The organism is Actinomycetota bacterium (genome assembly GCA_030682655.1).
Taxonomy (GTDB): domain Bacteria; phylum Actinomycetota; class Coriobacteriia; order Anaerosomatales; family JAUXNU01; genus JAUXNU01.
On the sequence record JAUXNU010000126.1, the window covers coordinates 1 to 19,759 of the forward strand.

A 19,759-nucleotide genomic window follows, 5' to 3' on the forward strand; every position below is an offset into this window, starting at 1 on the left:
GCACAGCGTGTCCAATATCTTGCCCTTCTCCTTCTTCATCGCCCGCCGGTACTCCTCGGCGAGCTTCCGTGTCACCGCATGCTTCTCCGCCATCGTCAAAGGCACCTTGCTTGCGCCTCCTCGTCGTCGATCGGCCTGACGGCTGCGACGCTACACTTTTCGACGACATCTTTACGTGAGGCAACGAATCGGTTTGGACGACATTTCTGGTGAGGCAACTCGGCGGGTAGACACCGGCGGCGCACCCCTTGTATACTCCGGTAGCCAATCGCATAGAGAAGAAGCGGGACCCCGATCCCTCCGGGGTCGAGACAGGTCCCCACCTTGCGGCGCCGGATTCGGCAGCTGTCTGGTCGAGAAGAGCGCGAGGACACGAGTCCTCGGCGCTTATCGTCCCGTCGGCTACGCTGCGGGACGTTTTGTTTGTCGGGAGCGGTCGGACGCAAAGAGGCCGCAACGTATGGAGGTGAACTGCCCATTAGCGCAGTCGAACCGAGGGTGAACGAGCGGATCCGTGTGCCTCGCGTGAGGCTCATCGGCGTGGACGGCTCTCAACTTGGGCTATTTGCCACGGCCGATGCACTTAGGATCGCAGACGATCAGAACCTCGATCTGGTCGAGGTAGCGCCGAACTCGGACCCGCCTGTCTGTCGCATCATGGACTTTGGCAAGTACAAGTACGAACAGGCGATGAAGGCCAAGCAGGCGCGCAAGCATCAGACCACGATCCAGATCAAAGAGATCAAGTTCCGCCCCAAGATCGACAAGCATGACTACGAAACCAAGAAGCGCCATGTCGTGCGCTTCCTTGAAGCAGGCGCGAAGGTGAAGGTCACCATCATGTTCCGCGGTCGCGAGATGGTGCATGCCGAGCGCGGGCTAGCCATTCTGGAACGGCTTGCAGGAGAGCTCGAGCATCTTGCCATCATCGAGAGCCCGCCCAAGCTCGAGGGGCGCAACATGTTCACGCTGATGGCTCCGATCAAGAAGGACCCGAAGGAACTCGAGAAGTCCGAGTCCCCCGAGGGCGACGAGGTTGAAGACGCTGGCGTGGTTGCAGTCGCGGACGACGCAGTCGAGAAGGAGTGACGCACATGCCGAAGATGAGGACGCACAAGGGAACCGCGAAGCGCTTCAAGCTCACCGGTACCGGCAAGATCAAGCGGGCGAACGCTTTCAAGAGCCACATCCTTGAGAAGAAGAGCCCCAAGCGCAAGCGTGCATTCCGCGCTGATTCGCTCGTGCACACGAGCGACGTGAAGGTCATAAAGAAGAACCTCGGCATCGGCTAGTGCCGGCGCTTACATAACCCCGGAGGAGTGATCACCAATGCCTAGAGTCAAACGCGCCGTCGCAGCCAAGAAGAAGCGCCGCACCATGCTCACGAAGGCGAAGGGCTACTACGGAAACAAGAGCCGTTCGTACCGTGCCGCCAAGGAGCAGGTGCAGCACTCGCTGCAGTATGCCTATCGCGATCGCCGCAACAAGAAGCGCGAGATTCGCCGCCTTTGGATCGCCCGAATCAACGCCGGCGCCCGCATCAACGGGATGTCCTACTCGGCGTTCATGCACGGTCTCAAGGAGGCCGGTGTGACGCTGGACCGCAAGATCCTGTCGGACATGGCTATCAACGATTCCGCCGCCTTCGCCAAGCTCGTCGAGATGGCCAAGGAGAAGGTCTCCGTGTAGGCTTCACCGACGACAACCGTAGCTTCCGAGGGCCCCGCCGATGCGGGGCCCTCGGACTTTCGGGTTGCTCGCACGTGAACGAGCCGCCGAAAGAGGCGAATTGCGCGGCCTGCGATAGGGATGAGGAAGACATCGTTTCGCTCTCGGTTGGGGTCTTCGTGCAGCGTGGGTGACGGGCTGGCGCGCCACCACCCGCAAGGACACTGGCCGGCGACTCCTCCGCTGGCACCGAGAGAGGGGAACGATATGAAACGTACGACGATAGCGGCCGCATTCGCGGTGTGTGCTCTCTGCCTGGTGGCAGCGGGCGCTTACTTCTCTGGTCAAGCGCAGGTGCCGGAGAACATGATCAGGGCGGGCAGCGTGGACGTCTCGACCGAACCGACCTCTGCTGCCCTGAGTATTGAGGGGCTTGCACCAGGTGGCACCGTGGAGAAGACGCTGACCGTGCGCAACAGCGGGTCCATCGCCGAGACCATCGTGGTCACCGGCGCGAAGAAGCTCGGCATCACGGACTTCTACGAGGCACTTGTGTGCACTGTCACTCACGAAGGCTCGGTGATCTACGCAGGCCCCATGTCGGGATTGCGGACCGCGCCGGTGGCGATACAGCCGGGGGCGCGAGCGAACCTGCGCGTGTCGGTGGGATTGCCCGCAACGGCCGGCAACGACCTCGAGGGCGACTACGTCAAGATGACGCTGTATGTCGACGCAGAACAGCTCCGCTGAGAGCGAAGGGAGCCGCTGGCGGTACGCGCCGGGTCTGGTGCTTCTCGCCATGGGGATCGTTCTGTCGCAGTGGGGGTGTCTGGCCGTGTGCACGGGCGCGTCGATGGAGCCTGCGCTTTCGCGAGGGGATCTGTGCGTGGTTGCTCGTTCGCGAGAGGCGACCGTCGGCGACATGGTTCTGTTCCGAAGCGGCACATCCAGGCGCCCAGTCCTACACCGGGTGATAGCAGTCGGCAAAGACGGGTTCCTGCACACGCAGGGCGATGCGAACAAGACCCCCGACCGCAGCGGCGTATCGCCGACGGAGGTGAGCGGGACTGTGATCGCCGTGTTCAGGCTCGGTCACCGGCTCGGCTTTTGATTCACCGGAGCACAGTGCTAAACTGCTGAACCAATCTCACATACGGCGATGACGGAGAGGCGTTTGCGCCTAGCGTCGCCGCTCAGGGAGGAGCCTCGTTGACTGCAAAGGCTCCCGGAGACGGCGCAGACGGTTCACTCTATCAGCCGCGACCTGAACGCTTCGACCGCTCCATCGCGGCGAGCTGGTAGGGAAGCCGGAGCCCCCGATATCGGGCCAGCGCGAAAGAGGGTTCGTGCAGCGAAACCGCCCGAAAGGGCGAACGCGAATGAGTGGGTCCGCTCGCGCGGGCCAACCAAGGTGGTACCGCGGGAGCCGGCTCCCGTCCTTGGAGGAATCCGGGACGGGGTCGGCTCCGTTCTGTGTACGGGTACAGACAAGCGACGGGAGTTGGTCGGTACATGAGCGTCATCCAGGACCTCGAAGCCCTGCGCAAACGTGCGCTCGTCGAGATAGCCGCTGCAGGGGACCTTGCAGTTCTCGACGAAGTGCGTGTTGCGTATCTGGGCAAGAAGGGGTCGCTCACCGCAGTGCTTCGTGGTCTGGGCCAGCTTTCCGCCGAGGAACGTCCTGCGGTCGGCAAGACCTCCAATGAAGTGCGCATCTCGCTCGAGGCCGCGCTCGAAGAGCGCAAACTCGCACTCGGTTCAGCGGCTCTTGAGGCGAAGGTGGCAGCGGACGCCGTCGACGTCACACTCCCCGGTCGCGCCCGGCTCCCGGGTCGCGAGCACCTCATCGAGCAGATCCGGCGCGAGGTCGAGGACATCTTCCTCGGCCTCGGATATCGCATCGTCGAGGGGCCGCAGGTCGAGCTTGACTACTACAACTTCACGGCGCTGAACCATCCGCCCGCGCATCCGGCGCGCGCCGCGACCGACACGTTCTACGTGCGCGACCTCGAGTCTGGCGCAGTGACCGCGACCGGCGAGTCGGACGTGCTGCTCCGGACTCATACGAGCCCGGTACAGGTACACGTCATGGAGAACGAGAAGCCTCCGATCTACGTTCTGGCACCCGGCAAGGTCTACCGGCGCGATATCGCCGACCCAAGCCATCTCCCGCAGTTCACGCAGATCGAGGGGCTCGTTGTCGACGAGGGCATCACGTTTGCCGACCTCAAGGGCACACTCGACTACTTCTGCAAAGAGATGTTCGGCACCGACCGCCGGACACGCTTCCGTCCGCACTTCTTCCCGTTCACGGAGCCCAGCGCCGAGGTCGATGTCTCATGCGGCATCTGCGCCGGCGCGGGGTGCCGGTTCTGCAAGGGCACCGGCTGGCTCGAGATTCTCGGGTGCGGCATGGTCGACCCCAATGTCTATGGCTACGTCGACATCGACCCGGAGCGCTACACGGGATTCGCCTTCGGCATGGGAGTCGAGCGCATCGCCGCACTCAAGTACGATCTACCTGACCTTCGGATGCTCGTCGAGGGTGACATGCGCTTCCTGCGCCAGTTCTGACATGCCGACCTGCCAAGGACAGCCCCGCGGCCATGCCGCGACGTGAAGCGAAAGGACCAGCGAAAAATGCGAGTCTCGCTGAAGTGGCTCAAGGAACTCGTCGATGTGGACCTGCCGGTTGCAGACCTCGTTGACCGTCTCGACATGACCGGCACGGCCGTTGAGGGTGTCGAGACAATCGGCGCCGCGCTCGAAGGTGTGGTCGTCGGTCAGATCCTGGTCAAGGAGAAACACCCGGAGGCTGACACGCTGTGGGTCACGACGGTGGATGTCGCCGCGGACGAGCCGCTGACGATCGTGTGCGGCGCGCAGAACTTCGAGGCTGGCGACAAGGTGCCGGTGGCACTCGTCGGCTCGACGTTGCCGAACGGGATGACGATCAAGAAAGCCAAGCTGCGCGGGATCACGAGTCATGGCATGAACTGCTCGGCTGCGGAGCTCGAGATCGGCTCCGACCAGTCCGGACTGCTCATCTTGGCACCTGACGCTCCGGTGGGTGTGCCGTATGCCGAGTACCGGGGTATGTCGGACACCGTGGTCGAACTCGAGGTCACGCCAAATCGCCCCGACTGCCTCTCTATGGCGGGTGTTGCGCGTGAAGTCGCGGCGATCACCGACAGGACCTACCGTCATCCCGGCGGGACGCCTGATGAGACCGGCGAGCCGGTCGCGGAGTCAGTGCGTGTCGAGATCGATGACCCAGAGCTGTGTCCGCGCTACACCGCGCGTCTGATTCGCAACGTCAAGATCGGTCCATCGCCTGACTGGCTCGCCGAGCGCGTGTCTGCTGCAGGTGCCCGACCCATCAGCAACGTGGTCGACATCACCAACTACGTTATGTTCGAGCTTGGTCAGCCGCTGCATGCGTTTGACGCGTCCACGCTCGGGGAGACCGACGGGCAAGCGCACATCGTCGTGAGACGCGCCCGGGCGGGGGAGACGCTTACCACGCTCGACGGTCAGGAACGAAAGCTCTCCGAGGACATGCTACTCATCTGCGACCCAGGTGGCCCAGTGGCGCTCGCTGGCGTAATGGGAGGCGAGAGCACCGAGGTCGGCAAGGAGACGGTGGACATCCTGCTCGAGGCGGCCTGCTTCGACACAGTGTCCGTGAGCCGCACGAGCCGGTCTCTCGGGCTCATCTCGGAGGCATCTTCGCGCTTCGAGCGCGGCGTGGACCCAAATGGCTGTGCAGCCGCTGCCGACCGGGCCGCGCAGCTCATGGCGGACCTTTGCGGCGGCGAGGTCGCTCCGGGAATCGTCGATGCGTACCCGCGCCCTGCCGAGCCATGGACCGTGAAGCTGCGCGTATCTCGGGCGAACGCGATCCTAGGCACAGCTCTTCCTGCCGAGGAGATGGTAGGCATCCTCACGTCCATGGGGCTCGCTGTCGAGGGCGGCCCCGACGTGCTCGACGTGACCGTGCCGACGTTTCGTCCCGATCTTGAGCGCGAGATCGACCTCGTCGAGGAGGTTCTGCGCGTGTGGGGCATGGAGTGCGTTGAGCCTACGTTGCCCGGGGGACGCGAGCGGACGGGTCGCCTCACGGAGGCGCAACGCTGGCGCGAGCGAATAGGGACCACGATGCGAGGCGCCGGCCTGAACGAGACGATGACGTACGCGTTCGTCGATCCGACCGACATCACACGCATGTCCGACGAGCTACCCGAGGGTGAGATGCTCGTCGAGCTTCTCAACCCCATGTCCGAGGAGCAGACGGTTCTGCGCCGTTCGCTCGCGCCGGGGCTGCTGCGGTCCGTTTCGTACAACCAGCGCCGCGATGTTGCCGATGTGCACCTCTACGAGATCGGCGCCACCTTCGTCACCTCCGGTGGTCGCAAACTGCCAAAGGAGTGGCCGATGCTCGCGGGCGTGCTCACGGGCCGGTGGTACGAGCCCTCGTGGCACGACCCCAAGGCCTCCGAGAAGGGTCCCGACTCATCGCTGCACGGCCCGACGATGCAGTTCTTCGACGGCAAGGGAGTCATCGAGGCGCTCATGGTCGATCTCGGTGTCTGCGGTTGGTCTGCTCGCGCCGCCGATATCGCCTGGCTTCAGCCTGGGCGAAGCGCCGAGGTACTCTTGGGCGGCGAGGTTGTGGGCTGGCTCGGGGAGGTGCACCCAAGCGTGCTCGCAGCGTTCGAGGCCGATGGGCCGGTCGTCGCGTTCGAGCTCTCGCTGGATGCGCTCATTCACGCTGCCGTGACGGTCAAGGCGTACGAGGATATCCCGCGCTTCCCGGCTGTCGAGTTCGATGTCGCCCTGGTGGTCGACGAGGGTGTCACGGCCGAGCGGGTCGAGCAGGCGATCGTGTCTGCCGGAGGGAAGCTCCTTGATGGCGTCCGCCTCTTCGATGTCTACCGTGGCCCGGGGGTTCCCGAGGGCAAGAGGAGTCTCGCCTTCGCACTCAGCTACCGCGCTCCGGACAGAACGCTTACCGATGACGAGGTGCGCCCGCAGCACGAGCGGCTGCTCCGGAAGGTGAGGGGGGCGGTCGGAGCCGAGATGAGGGGATAGGCGCTGCGGTCCGGCTGCGGTCCGGCGAGAACAACGACGCTACTCTCTGGTGCCACTACGGTTCAGGAGACACCTCTGCAAACTCCAGTAGACCTGCTTGGCGGCCTGCTCACCGGCGTCTGGTGAGCCGACGGCGGATGACTGTTGGTATAGAATCGGTTCAACACCGTCTGCCTGGGGAGGATGCATCGTGTGAGGCTTGTGTCAGACCCGATTGGTAGTCTGATTCGAACACACAACCCTTCTGGAAACGCCTCATGAGCCCATCTCCCCAACTCCCACGTCCTGGCATGTTCGCGACGGTCCGCAATCGCCGCGGGGTGATTTCCGCCGTCGAACCGTTCGATGGCGACAACGGCCGCCTCCATCTCGTCCATCTTGACTACAAGGACGACCAGCTTCCCGTCGAGGAGCAGCTCATCTGGGAGCTCGAACAGCCGCACGCACGCCTGCATGAGCCGAACGCGCTGCCCGACCCCGGTCGCTCCGACGCCATGCCTGCCGAGGATTTCGATGCGCTCCTGCGCTCCGCGCGCTGGACTTCCGCGATGCCGTTTCTCGACCCGGACGGCTCGGGTCCGCTAGACCGGCTCCCGTTCCGAAGCCCCTTCCACGGCGCGGTCGAGGTCGACGATTATCAGCTCGTGCCGTTGCTCAAGGCCCTCCGGATGCCTCGGGTCAACCTGCTCATCGCCGATGACGTCGGTATCGGCAAGACGGTCGAAGCGGGCCTCATCCTCTCGGAGCTCCTCATCCGCCGCCGCATCCAGCGGGTGCTCATCCTCACGCCGGCTTCACTGCGCCTGCAGTGGCGCGACGAGATGTGGGACAAGTTCTCGCTGCCGTTCGACCTGGTCGATCGCGGTGAGACGCAAGCCCTCAGACGTCGCCTGGGCATGGATGCCAACCCGTGGCGCGCGTTCCCGCGCGTCATAGCCTCGTACCACTACCTGCGTCAGCCCGATGTGCTCGAGCAGTTAGACTCCGCGTGCCGGATGCCCGATGGCTCGCCGCACCTGCCGTGGGACCTGCTCATCGTGGATGAGTGCCACAACCTCATGCCCTCGCCATTCGGGGAGGACAGCGACCTCACCAAGATGCTTCGGTCCATCGCGCCGCACTTCGAGCACCGGCTGTTCCTGTCCGCCACGCCGCACAACGGCCACACCCGCAGCTTCACCGGGCTGCTCGAACTGCTCGACCCGGTGCGATTCAGCGCCACCGACGAGCTCAAGCCCGCGGAGCGCTCCCGCGTGCAGCAGATCGTCATTCGCCGCCTCAAGCGCGAGATCAACGCTCGGACCAGCCCGCCGAAGTTCTGCACTCGCCTCGATCCGGCAGCGCTCGTGCTCGCGCCATCCGCCGAGGAGACGGCTCTGACCGAGGCGTTCGGTGAGTTCCGCACAGCCATGCGCTCGTGGATCGCCGCAGGAGACCGCAAGCGGCGGCGGGCGGGCAGCTTCGCTGTCGAGATACTCGGCAAGAGGCTGCTCTCATGCCCGGTGGCGTTCGCGGAGTCCTGGCGGCGGTGCAAAGAGGGGCTCGCCGAGGCGGACGAGGCCTCGGAGGCCGAGGTCGACTCGGTGCGTAGGAGCGTCGAGGGGGAGACCGGTGACGATCGCGAGGCGCAGTCGCGCGAGTCGGTGGCCGCGGGGGTTGTGGGCGCATGGCTCAAGAAGGCCGCGCCTCACATCACTTTGCAGATCGAGACGATCGACACGGCGCTCGCTCGGCTCGGGCTTGCCGACGCGTCCGCTGGGTCGTGTGCCGACTTGGACCCGATGGCCGACGCGCGCCTCGACGCACTGCTGGCCACCATCGACCGTTCGCTGCGCGTCGACGGCGCGTGGCGCGACGATGAAAGGCTCGTGGTGTTCACCGAGTACAAGACCACGCTCGACTACCTCGCGCGACGCCTGCGTGAGCGCTACGAGCCCGATCGCATCCTCACTCTCTTCGGCGGGATGGACGAGTTCGAGCGCGATGCTGTCAAGCGCGCGTTCAACGATCCGTCGGAGCCCGTGCGCCTCCTGCTCGGCACCGATGCGGCGGCCGAGGGTCTCAACCTCCAGCGCACCGCGCGCCACCTGCTCCACTTCGATCTGCCGTGGAACCCGAGCAGGATCGAGCAGCGCAACGGCCGTCTCGACCGCCACGGGCAAGCGCGTGACGTGCAGATCCTCTACTTCGCGAGCGACACCGACGAGGACCTGAAGTTCCTCGCGCACATCATGCGCAAGGCCAACGACATCCGCGAGGACCTAGGCTCCGCCAACGAGCTCTTCGACGAGGCGGCGCACCGCCGACTCGTCGATGGCGAGAGCGCGACGGCGGTGGCGGACGACCTCGACAAGCGCCTCATGCTCACCCGAGGTCGCGCGCAGGTGGACGCCGACGACACGGTGGAGACCGGCACCGAGGACACGGCCGCCGCCGAGCAGCTGTCCGCGCTCGCATGCGAGCTCGACCTCGATCCCGACGCGATGCGCGCCACGCTCGAAGCCGCGCTCGCGATCCGCGCGGGGCGCCCTCAGCTCGAGGCGTCGAGCGAGCCGGGGACCTGGCGTCTCACCCACCCCGACCTGCCCGGTTGGGTCGAGGTCGTCGACGAGAGTCTGCGGACGGACGCCGGCCGCGGCGGCCGGGGCGCGCTGAGGCGGCTCGCCTTCGACAGAGAGCCATTCATCGAGCGTGTGGGCGAACGCACGGTCTTCAACCCGCGCCCTGATGTGGCGATGATGCACCTCTCACATCCGATGCTCGATCGCGCGTTCTCGGCTCTCTCGCGCCGCCGCTTTCCCGGCACCGGCGAGGAGGTCTCGCGCTGGACGGCGCGCGTAGGCGACGTGCCCGACGGCGCTGACGCTCTCGTGCTGCTGTCGGTCGAGGAGATCGGCGTCAACGAGCTGCGCGAGACGTTCCACCATTGGGTGCGCACCATCGTGTTCCCGGTGCGCGGGGGCGCTCTCGGCGAGCCCCTGCCGCACGCCGCCGCCCTGAAGCTCCGCTGCGCCGAGTTCGACGCGGACTCCGGGCTCGTCGAGTGCGCGACCGACGTCTTCGACGACACGTCGGCCGACCTCAGGGCGTATCTCACCCGCCACGCCGAGGCGCTGACCGCCACGCTGCGCGACGAACTCGCTACCGTCGGCGAGCAGGCGAAAGCCGATGAGGACAAGCGATACGCGAGCCGTGCGGGCGAGGTCTCCTCGCTCATCGCGGAGAACACGCTCTCCAAGCTCGAGCGCGAGATCGCCAAGCTCGAGGCGCAGCGCGCCCAGGGCGCGCTCTTCGACGAGGAGGCGCGCTTGGAGGACCTCGCGCGCTCCATCGAGGAGAAGAGCGCCGAGATCGAGCGCCGCCGCCGCCACTACGAAGAGGTCCGCGAGCAGCTCGAACGCGAGCGCGAGCGCATCACCAAGCACCTGCTGCCCAAGCGGCACGCGATGGCAGGCGCGGCCCAGGTCTTCCCGGTATGCGTCGAGATCCGCCTCGCGGCCGTGGATGGTGCGCGGTGAGCGCGCGTGCCGGGGTCGTCGCACCCCCCAGCATCCCCGGCTGGGAGGCACTGCGTCACGGTGGCCTTCTTCTCGACCCGCCACGGCTGCGCCGGATCGCCGACCACGTCCCGGCCCCGCTTGACGCCTACACGGAGCGCGAGCTGCGCAAGCGCCGCGCGTTGCTCCTCGACTCCTCCGCCGACGCATCCGAGTTTGCCGCGTTCGTGCTCGAGCGCGTCTGCGGCTTCGACGCACACGTCGGCGGCTCGTGGCTGCGCGGCTCGGCCGTCGGCTCCGAGCACGGTCGTCGCGCGATCACCGGAGAGGTGATCAAGCCGCGCCACTTGTGGCTGGGTCCGCAAGGCGCGGTGCTCCCGGTCTTCCTCGACGCCGAGAAGCGCATCGGCCTCGGTCGCGGTCGTCGCGCCACGGGCCATGTGTTGCAGTGGCTGCGTGCGAGCGGCAACCGCTTGGCGCTGCTCACGAACGGCCGTCAGTGGCGCCTCGTCTTCGCGGGCCTCGACTTCGACGCGTACTGCGAGGCCGACGCCGAGCTCTTCTTCGCCGAGGGCGCGATCGCCCCGCAACTCGATGCGCTGCGCACGCTCATCCAGCCCGTGCTCTGGACGCCGTCCGAGCCGGGTCTCGCCGCTCCGCTCGAGCAGGCGATCCTCGACGCACGCAAGGGCCAAGCGGAGCTGTCCGCCGTTCTCGGCGAGCGGGTGCGCGAGGCTGTCGAGGTGCTCGTGGACGCTCACGGTGCCGTGCTCACCGAGCATGGCACCGACATCGCGCCCGCCGCCATCTACCGCGCCGCGGTGCGCATGATCATGCGCATGGTCGTGGTGCTCTTCGCCGAGTCACGCGACCTGCTCCCGCGCGAGAACGCGCTCTACCACGCGAGCTACGGCCTCTCGGGTCTGATCGAGGCGCTCGAGAAGGTCGCTCATCGCTCCGGCGGCCGTCTGACGCGCAGCCACGCCGCGTGGCCGCGCGTGCTCGCGCTCTCCAGCCTCGTGTTCGAGGGCTCGTCGCACCCGGCGCTGCTCGTGCCGTCCTACGGCGGCGAGCTCTTCGCGCCCGGCGACGCGGAGGGTGCGGACGGCGTCTCGCGCGCGCTGTCGCTGTTCGAGCGCGGCTGCTACGAGCGGGAATGCGTCTCGGACCGTGACGTGCACCGTATCCTCGAGCTCATCACGCGCACGAAGGTCAGGATCCGCCAAGGCCGCGGGAGCACGTGGGTGCCCGCACCGGTCGACTTCTCAGACCTGTCGAGCGAGTACATCGGCATCCTGTACGAGGGCCTGCTCGACTTCGAGCTCAAGACCGCGCCCGCACAGGACCCGGTGATCTTCCTCGCGGTGGGCAAGGCCCCGGCGCTCTCACTCTCTCGCCTCGAGGCGATGGACGACCGCGCGATCGCTGCGCTGCTGGAAAGCATGAAGGAGTCCGCCGAGGAGGGCGGGAGCGAGGACGAGTCCGCCAAGGAGGACGCCGCCGAAGAGCCCGTTGAGGATGACGACGAGGACGTCACCCCCGACGCCCCCGATGACATCGAGCCCGCCGAGGAGTCCCTCGACGCGCTTGCTGCCGAGGATGCCGTCGCCTACGCCGCCGACACTCGCCATACCACCCGCACTCGCGCGGAGGAGTGGGCGCGCCGCGCTGTCGAGGCCGGCAAGCTCGTGCGCGAGCTGCGCGGGGCGATGACGCCCGAGAGGCGTCTCGCCCATGAGGAGGCCGTCTCGCGGAAGGCCCGCCAGCTTGTCAGCCGCGTGGTGCTCCCCGGCGAGTGGTACCTCGTGCGCTGGGGCGGCACGCGCAAGGGCTCGGGCACCTTCTACACGCGTCCCGGGCTTGCCGTGCCGACCGTGCAGCGCACCCTGCGTCCGCTCGCCTACGATCCGCCCACGCACGCGGGCGGCACGCCTAACACCGACGCGCCGCCAGCTGCATGGAAACCCAAGCCACCCGAGGAGATCCTCGCACTCAAGGTCTGCGATCCGGCGTGCGGCTCCGGGACGTTCCCGGTCGCCGCGCTGCGGTTCCTGACCGAGGCGCTCTATGAGTCGCTGCTCTTCCACGACCGCATCTCCGATGACCCAGGCTGCGAGCGCGCGGTGGTGCGGCTCATCGAGCCGCCGCAGCCGCCCGGCGACACGCCCGAGGAGCGCTTGGGCCAGGAGCTCGTGCCGTGCCGTGCCGAGGAGCCCGAGTTCGAGCCGCGCCTGAAAGCCCTGCTCCGCCGTCACGTGGTGGAGCGCTGCATCTACGGCGTGGACCTCGACCCGCTCGCCGTGGAGCTCGCCCGCCTCTCGCTGTGGATCGAGACGATGGACCGCTCGCTGCCGTTCTCCTTCCTCGACCACAAGATCAAGTGCGGCAACGCGCTCGTGGGCGCATGGTTCGACACCTTCCGCCACTTCCCGGCGATGGCGTTCAAGAACCGCGAGGGCGGCGACAAGGGACACGGCAACGGCGTGCACTTCGAGAAGGACGCCCGCACGAAGGCCATCAAGGAGTTCGCGCATGGGCCGCTCAAGTCCGACCTCGCGCGGTTCCTCTCAGGACCGTCGCTCTTCGACCCGCGTGACCTCGCGCGCGACGCCGCCGGCGTGCACGACGAGGCGCTCGCCACTCTCGCGCGCCTTCACGAGCTGCCCGTGCACGACACCGCCGAGCGGGCCCGCATCTACCGCGAGGAGCTCGTGGGCTCGCCCGCGTACCGCCAGCTCAGGGACGCGATGGACCTGTGGTGCGCGTGCTGGTTCTGGCCCGCCGACGAGCTCGACCGCGCGCCGCTGCCAACCACACTCGCTTCGCCCGCCGAGGAGACCCGCCAGGTCGCCGCCCGTCTCGCCGCGCGGCTGCGGTTCTTCCACTGGGAGCTCGAGTTCCCTGACGTGTTCCTGGAGGCGGCCTCGGGTTTCGACGCGATCCTGGGCAACCCGCCGTGGGACATCGCCAAGCCCAACTCCAAGGAGTTCTTCAGCAACATCGACCCACTCTACCGCGGCTACGGCAAGCAGGAGGCGCTGCGCCACCAGACCGGGTACTTCGCCGACGAGACGGACGAGCGCGCGTGGCTCGACTACAACGCGGACTTCCGCGCGCAGTCCAACTTCATGAAGTACGCGGCCGGTGCCTTCGGCGATCCGTCCGAGGGCGAAGCGAGCGGCGATCGCTTCTCAATCTCACGCGGACGCGAGAACGACAGCCTGCACGCGCGCTGGCGCGACATGCGAGCGAAGAGCGGCGGATACGCGGACGCGGCGCACCCCTTCCGCCACCAGGGCTCGGCGGACATCAACCTCTACAAGCTCTTCCTGGAGGCGGCCCACGCATTGCTGCGGCGCGGAGGGCGGCTCGGCTTCATAGTGCCCTCGGGACTCTATTCCGACCACGGCACCGGCGGTCTGCGCGAGCTCTTCCTCGATGGGTGCAGCTGGGAGTGGCTCTTCGGCTTCGAGAACAAGGACGGAATCTTCGACATCCACCGCTCCTTCAAGTTCAACCCCGTCATCATCGAGAAGGGCGGGCGCACCGAGGCCATCCGCACGGCGTTCATGCGCCGCTCGCTCGAGGACTGGGAGCGCGCGGAGGAGATCGCCGTTCCGTACACGCGCGAGCAGGTCGAGCGCTTCAGCCCCAAGAGCCGCGCGATTCTCGAGATCCAGTCCGCGCGCGACCTCGAGATTCTTGAAAAGATCTACGCGAACTCGGTGTTCCTCCGCGACGACGGTCCCGACGGGTGGGGTGTGAAGTACGCGAGAGAGTTCGACATGACGAACGATTCGAAGCTCTTCCCGCCGCGCCCGGTATGGGAGGCGAAGGGCTATCGGCCCGACGAGTACAGCCGCTGGCTGCTGGGCAACTGGCGGCCGATCGAGGAGCTCTGGCCCGAGTTCGGCGTCGACCCCGCGCGCGTGGTGCCGGCCGAGGTCGTGCTCGAGGAGTGGCTGTTCGACACGAGCGCCGGCCCCGAGCGCCGCGAGGCCGAGGCGCGCGTCGTGCACGGGCACCTGCTCAAGCCGGGCGACGTCGCGCGTACGGAGTGGCGACTGCGCTGCGCTCAACCGCCGTACGATGCGCTGCCGGTGTCGCGCGCGGAGGTCCCGGCGGGCGTAGTGCTCTCGCGCGAGGCGGACGCGTGGGTGCGGGAGGACGAGATCCAGGACGTGGCGCTGCCGCTGTATCAGGGCGTGATGATGAACCTTCTCAACCCATACGCCGCACGCCACGTGTCGGGTTCAGGTGCGAACGCGGTTTGGGACAAGGGGGCCAACCCTGCTGGCGCAATCCAGCCCCAGTTTCTCGTCGACGCTTCAGCAGCACGAGCGTCGGGCAAGTGGAATCCGCGCGCGCGCCTCGCGTACCGAAGAATCGCGAGGACAACGGATGTTCGCACCGTGATTGCATCTGCACAGACCGGGCTCCCGGCGGGCGACAGCCTCTTCTTCTACGTCCCCGATCACGAGGATCCGGTGAGAGCCCTGCTCCTCTCTGCAGCGATGAGCTCGTTCTGGTACGACCACCAGGTTCGCATGCGCCTTGGCGGAACGAACCTCAGCGACTTCATCATGGCGGAGACGGCTCTGCCGGAGCCCAGGGCGACCGGATTGCTGCTTGGGACTACCGCAGGACTGACACTGAATTCGACTCGCGATTCGGTGGCGTGGTCCACCATCGGCACGCGGGACCTACCGCATCGTGGGCATTGGCGCATCCAACCCTCGGCGAGGCTCGCTGCTCGCGCCGCTCTGGATGCTGTCGCAGCGGTGCTGTTCGGTCTCGACTCGTCCTCGGCAAGCTCGATCCTCGAGGACTGCGATCTGCCTGGTGAAGCCGTTTCCTCTCGAGCCAACGCTCTTCGCGCAACTGGTTTCTGGCGCGTCGACAAGGACAAGGACCCCGAGCTCCGCCACACGGTGCTCACGCTCGTTGCCTTCCACGACCTCGAGGAGAAGATCCGCGCGTGCGGCGGTGACCGCGACGTCGGCATCGAGGCATTCCTCGGCCAGAACGAGGGCGAGGGCTGGATGCTACCGGAGACGCTTCGGCTCGCCGACTACGGCCTCGGCCACGATGAGCGTGCGAAGCACCCGCAGCCGGTCGCGAGCCGGCTCGGCCCGCGGTTCTACGATTGGCAGCTCGCGCAGAGCGCGGAGGAGTCGTGGCGCGAGTGCCACCTGCATGCGCGCAACCTGCTCGGCGAGCAGGGCTACCGCGAGCTGCTCGACGAGATTGCCGGGTGCGAGCGCGGAGAGGGGCCCTCACGGGCGGAGGAGCCGCAGGCGACGCTGCTGGATGATGCGTCGCAGGGGAGGTTGTGGTGAGCGCATTCAGCGGTGTCCTTGACAGCGTACACATGCGATGAGTACGATACGCGCCATGAGTGATGCATTCGACGCATGTCTTCGGCAACGACGCACGGACCTCAACCTGACACAGGCCGAGGTTGCCCGTCGAGCTGGCGTCAGTCAGCAATCCGTGGCTCGCTGGGAGAAGGGTTCGCTGCCGAGCGAGGGTGCCGTGTTGAAACTCGCGGCTGCCATCGGCGGTTCACCTGACGAGTGGCTATCACGAGCGGGATTCGAAGTCCGGGAGAGCACGATGCGAAGCGTCCCAGCTCGGCCGCTCGTTGGGCGGCTGCCCCTCGATCAGCTGACCCCTGATGATTTCGAGCGCCTTACTCACTCGCTGGCCGCAGCGCTCTACGGTGTGTCAGCGGAGGTGCATCGGGTGGGTGGTCCGGGTCACACCCAGCAAGGGGCCGACGTGATAGTGGAGACCTCGCGGGACGGCCGCGTTGTCTTCCAATGCAAGCGTGTCAGCGGCACTGCCACCTTCGGTCCCCTGAAGGTTGAGCAGGCTGCAAGAGCGGCAGACGGGCTCCGGGCCGATCGGCGCGTTCTTGTTCTCTCCCGAGTGGCGTCTCCTCATGCCCGCGAACGAGCACGGGAACTCGGGTGGGATATCTGGGATCACGCCGACATCGTTCGGCTGCTTCAGCAGGACCTTCCCTCGGAGGCGTCGCGTCGGGTTGTGCGCACCTTCTTCCCCGGCTACGCTGAGCATTTCCTCGGTCTGGGGAGCCCCGCCCCTTGGCTGACGTGCGACGAGTACTTCGCCGGGCTTCTCGAGACAGGCGACTTCTTCTCTCATGGGTGGCAACTCGTGGGCAGACAGGACGAAATGACTGCGCTCAGAGAATGGGCATCGTCAGGGGAGTCACAGTTCGGCCTCTTGGTCGGTGCCGCCGGCATCGGGAAGACCCGGCTGGTGCTTGAGTTGGTGCGACAGGTCGCACGCTCCCGTGCGGTCTACTTGGTGGAGCCGAACGTCGATGTGCGCCCGGATGACTTCGACACCCTCGATGGCGGGCCGACGGTCGTCATCGTGGACGACGCCCACGAACGCCAAGACATCGACGTGCTCGTGCGAGGGGCGCTGAGGCGCGGCGCAGGGTCCGAGACGAGGGTGCTGTTCGTCACCCGCCCGTACGGCAAGACGGGACTCGAGCGTTCGTTGGCCGCCATCGCCCCGGGGCGTGAGCGGCCCACGGTGGAGCTCGCGCCGCTTGCGCGCTCGGACGCACGCCAGCTGGCGGCCGCTGTTCTTGGCGCAGCCGAGCATTCGCCGCTGGTGGAGCGGGTGGTGGCGGTCACGGGAGACTGCACGCTCCTCACGGTTGCCGCCGCCCATCTACTCAAGACCGAGCGCATTGACCCGTCCTTGATGGCGAATGAAGACTCCTTTCGGTCGCTTGTACTTGATGCCTGGTATGACGAGTACACGCGCGCGATTGACGGGCTTCCGGGAGCCCTCGAAGTACGCGATGTGCTCCGCGTGTTGTCTGCTGTACAGCCGCTCGATTTGACCGACACGGAGGCGATCGATGCCTGCAGTACCGTCTTGGGCAGGGATAGCCGTGATGAACTGATGCAGATCCTTGATCGGCTGGTCCGGGCAGGAATCGTCTCGAAGCGCTCCACCCGGCTTCGGATTCAACCCGACATGCTCGCGGATCACATACTTGCGGACGCATGCTACAGCACCGCGCTTGCTCGGCCCACGGGCTATGCCGACCGGATCTGGGAGCGCGTGGCACCCGGACTCAAGCGGAACCTTCTGGTCAACTTGGCGCGCATCGACTGGCGGCTTTCGGTCGGCGGGGTCACTGGCGACACCCTGCTCGGGCTGGCGTGGGCTACGCTTGAGCGGGAATTCCAGGCAGGTGGAATCCAGGAGAGGCTGGCCCTGCTCTCGCTGCTCAAGGATGCTGCGCATTTCCAGCCCCGTCGGTCACTTGAACTCGCACGTTGGGCGATGGAGAACGAGGTGCCAGGCGAAGAGCCCGGTTTCCTGGGCCACGTGTCAACGTATGCTGACATTCGCGCCGCCATACCTGACGTGCTCCGCGGATGCGCCTACCACGTTGATTGTCTTGATGAAGCGTGTGACCTGCTGTGGGAACTGGCGAAGAACGATCGCCGGCCGACAGGCCCTCATCCTGAACATCCCCTCAGGGTACTCACCGACCTAGCGAGCTACTCGTTGCTCAAGCCCTTCGAGTATTCGAGGCGGGTCATCGAGCGGGCTCTTGGTTGGCTTGAGGCGGACGGTCGCCCTGAAGCGCTGGAGGTTCTTGACGAGGCGCTGAAGTGGGACGCAGAGGACCACGTGGCCGAGGGCTACACGATCCACATGCGGTCGTACTCCGTCCCCCTCGTGATTGGCAAAGAGGTTGTGCTGGGGCTGCGCCATCGCGTCTACGAAGGGGTGTTGGCGGCGCTTGGCGCGCCGGATCCTCCTCTGTCAGTGCGGGCGGCGCACAGTCTGGGGAATGCGTGGCGACGACCGGGTCGCCTGTTCGGGCACGAGCCGAGCGAGCATGAGAGCGCCGTTTGGGCGGCAGAGGCGGCTCACTTATTGGCGCTCCTCCGCGAGCATGCTGAACTCGCGAAACTCGATGCCTCGGTCCGGGCTGAGCTGCTGGAGGCCGTGGAGCGGCTCGCTGACAGCCAAGAAGGACAGGTCGTTACGGAGGCCCAGCGAGTCGAAGCGCTCCTGGATGAGGATCTCGATCTGGAACTCGCCGAGGCGCTCATGCACGGGCCGTGGCGACGCCGGTTCCGGCGGAGAAGCGAGAGCGCGACATCCGAGGACGAGCAAGAGCGGCTGCGAGACGTTGCCCAGCGTCTGCTTGCCAGGGAGAAGGGCCCGGAGTCCACTGTCCGTGTCGTCGAAGAGCGCTTGAACGTCGCTGCAGGTTCGGCCGGTCAGATCTCCCTCGTCCCCGGGCCGCTGATCGCAGCGTTGGTCGGGCAGGAGCCGGCTGTGGCTCCGAGCATTGTTGCGCGAGTGCTGGAGAAGTCCGACTCGGCTCTTCTCGGGGTGGCGGGCTACGCCCTGTCGATCCTTCGACGCGATGACCCAAGCAGAGCTCTCGAGTTGGCTCGCGCTCTGATCGCTACCAACCATGTCGATGCTAGGCGTCAGGTTGCGTACGCATACGGATGGGGCCTCGCATCTGCCCCGGGTGTCAACAGTCATGAGATTCAACTCATGCGGGAGCTTGCTGCGGATGACGACGTCTTTGTGGCGCGCAATGTCGCCGGGGGCCTTCGCCAGCTCGCCGCAAGTGAACCTGCGCTGGCTGTCGAGATTCTGCTCGACATGCGGATCGGGCGATCATCGGATCTCGCTGACGATGCCTTGGTCTTGTTCTCCAAGGGTGAGCCGCTGTCGATCGAGCTTCTCGACGAGGACGCGCTCGATCGCATTTTCGAAGAGCTCAAGCAGTGCACAAGCATCGACGAATACTGGGTCGAGCGGTTCCTCGGACAGCTCTGCGCGCGAGCGCTCGAACGAGTCATCGACCTGCTCAAGCGCCGCGTGGAGCTGGCTGAGGTTCACGATTTCGGTTATGACGACTACAGGCCCCTGCCTTTCGGCTGGGAGGACAAGACGCCCCTGTCGTCCAAAGGGCACGCTTCGCGACGGAAGCTTCTCGAGGAGCTCCGTGAGTGGGCGGCGGCTGACGTGCCCGGCTGGCGCAGGCACTTCGACGGGCCGCGGCTGTTCGCAGCAGTGGTCGGCGACTTCGATGATGAAGCACTCGGCGTCTTGGAGGCGGGACTGAGCGGTCCGCTTCCCGAGGCGAAGAGGGTCGCGCATCTGCTGTCCGAGATTCCTAGGTCGATCATCTGGCAGGACGTGCCGTGGGTGAGCCGGATTCTCGAGAACGCGCTGCGGCGCAACGCTGATCTGTACAAGGGGGTTGCATCCGCGCTGCACTCCGCGATCACCTCGGGCGTTCGCTCAGGAACGCCTGGCCAGCCCTATCCTCAGGACCTTGAACAGCGCGACCGCGCGCGCAAGATCGCCGACAAGCTGCCGTTAGGTTCGGCGGCGGAGCGCTTCTATCGTGGGCTGCAGCGCTCCGCGGAGGCGGACATCAAGCGCAAGGGCGAAGACGACGAGGAGTGGAGTTAGCC

10 protein-coding genes are annotated in these 19,759 nt (G+C 66.4%); all 10 read left to right on the forward strand.

All coding sequences use genetic code 11. The annotated features are described in order from the left end of the window. Positions 1 to 471 precede the first annotated feature (471 nt). The 10 genes from infC (at position 472) to Q8K99_07490 (ending at position 19,757) form a co-directional block, all read left to right on the forward strand. Complete coding sequence (gene infC / locus Q8K99_07445) at positions 472 to 1,089, forward strand: translation initiation factor IF-3 (GenBank protein MDP2182388.1); 618 nt, start codon at positions 472 to 474, stop codon at positions 1,087 to 1,089. A gap of 5 nt (positions 1,090 to 1,094) precedes the next feature. Beyond that, positions 1,095 to 1,292 carry a 50S ribosomal protein L35 gene (rpmI, locus tag Q8K99_07450; GenBank protein ID MDP2182389.1) on the forward strand — a complete coding sequence of 66 codons (198 nt, stop codon included), beginning with the start codon at positions 1,095 to 1,097 and terminating at the stop codon, positions 1,290 to 1,292. A gap of 37 nt (positions 1,293 to 1,329) precedes the next feature. Further along, positions 1,330 to 1,689, forward strand: a complete 360-nt coding sequence (gene rplT / locus Q8K99_07455; protein ID MDP2182390.1) for a 50S ribosomal protein L20 — start codon at positions 1,330 to 1,332, stop codon at positions 1,687 to 1,689. Positions 1,690 to 1,935: 246 nt separating this feature from the next. After that, positions 1,936 to 2,418, forward strand: a complete 483-nt coding sequence (locus tag Q8K99_07460; protein ID MDP2182391.1) for a TasA family protein — start codon at positions 1,936 to 1,938, stop codon at positions 2,416 to 2,418. Further along, the gene (locus tag Q8K99_07465; GenBank protein ID MDP2182392.1) at positions 2,393 to 2,779 is read left to right on the forward strand and encodes a signal peptidase I; all 387 of its coding nucleotides are present in this window, start codon (positions 2,393 to 2,395) and stop codon (positions 2,777 to 2,779) included. The genes Q8K99_07460 and Q8K99_07465 overlap by 26 nt, the downstream gene beginning before the upstream one ends. A 401-nt stretch (positions 2,780 to 3,180) precedes the next feature. After that, positions 3,181 to 4,242, forward strand: a complete 1,062-nt coding sequence (gene pheS / locus Q8K99_07470; protein MDP2182393.1) for a phenylalanine--tRNA ligase subunit alpha — start codon at positions 3,181 to 3,183, stop codon at positions 4,240 to 4,242. Between the two features lie 66 nt (positions 4,243 to 4,308). After that, on the forward strand, positions 4,309 to 6,759 hold the full coding sequence (gene pheT / locus Q8K99_07475; protein MDP2182394.1) for a phenylalanine--tRNA ligase subunit beta: 2,451 nt from the start codon (positions 4,309 to 4,311) through the stop codon (positions 6,757 to 6,759). A gap of 257 nt (positions 6,760 to 7,016) precedes the next feature. Further along, positions 7,017 to 10,277 carry a DISARM system SNF2-like helicase DrmD gene (gene drmD / locus Q8K99_07480; protein ID MDP2182395.1) on the forward strand — a complete coding sequence of 1,087 codons (3,261 nt, stop codon included), beginning with the start codon at positions 7,017 to 7,019 and terminating at the stop codon, positions 10,275 to 10,277. After that, positions 10,274 to 15,595 carry a hypothetical protein gene (locus Q8K99_07485; protein MDP2182396.1) on the forward strand — a complete coding sequence of 1,774 codons (5,322 nt, stop codon included), beginning with the start codon at positions 10,274 to 10,276 and terminating at the stop codon, positions 15,593 to 15,595. Before drmD ends, Q8K99_07485 begins: the two co-directional genes overlap by 4 nt. Before the next feature lie 55 nt (positions 15,596 to 15,650). Further along, positions 15,651 to 19,757: a helix-turn-helix domain-containing protein gene (locus Q8K99_07490; protein MDP2182397.1), complete on the forward strand. Its 4,107-nt coding sequence runs from the start codon at positions 15,651 to 15,653 to the stop codon at positions 19,755 to 19,757. Positions 19,758 to 19,759: the final 2 nt, after the last annotated feature.

Bases quoted from the DNA above. Each gene is read 5' to 3' on its own strand.
- rpmI (MDP2182389.1), top strand. From the start codon at position 1,095: ATGCCGAAGATGAGGACGCACAAGGGAACCGCGAAGCGCTTCAAGCTC.
- rplT (MDP2182390.1), top strand. From the start codon at position 1,330: ATGCCTAGAGTCAAACGCGCCGTCGCAGCCAAGAAGAAGCGCCGCACC.
- Q8K99_07460 (MDP2182391.1), top strand. From the start codon at position 1,936: ATGAAACGTACGACGATAGCGGCCGCATTCGCGGTGTGTGCTCTCTGC.
- Q8K99_07465 (MDP2182392.1), top strand. From the start codon at position 2,393: ATGTCGACGCAGAACAGCTCCGCTGAGAGCGAAGGGAGCCGCTGGCGG.
- pheS (MDP2182393.1), top strand. From the start codon at position 3,181: ATGAGCGTCATCCAGGACCTCGAAGCCCTGCGCAAACGTGCGCTCGTC.
- pheT (MDP2182394.1), top strand. From the start codon at position 4,309: ATGCGAGTCTCGCTGAAGTGGCTCAAGGAACTCGTCGATGTGGACCTG.
- drmD (MDP2182395.1), top strand. From the start codon at position 7,017: ATGAGCCCATCTCCCCAACTCCCACGTCCTGGCATGTTCGCGACGGTC.
- Q8K99_07490 (MDP2182397.1), top strand. From the start codon at position 15,651: ATGAGTGATGCATTCGACGCATGTCTTCGGCAACGACGCACGGACCTC.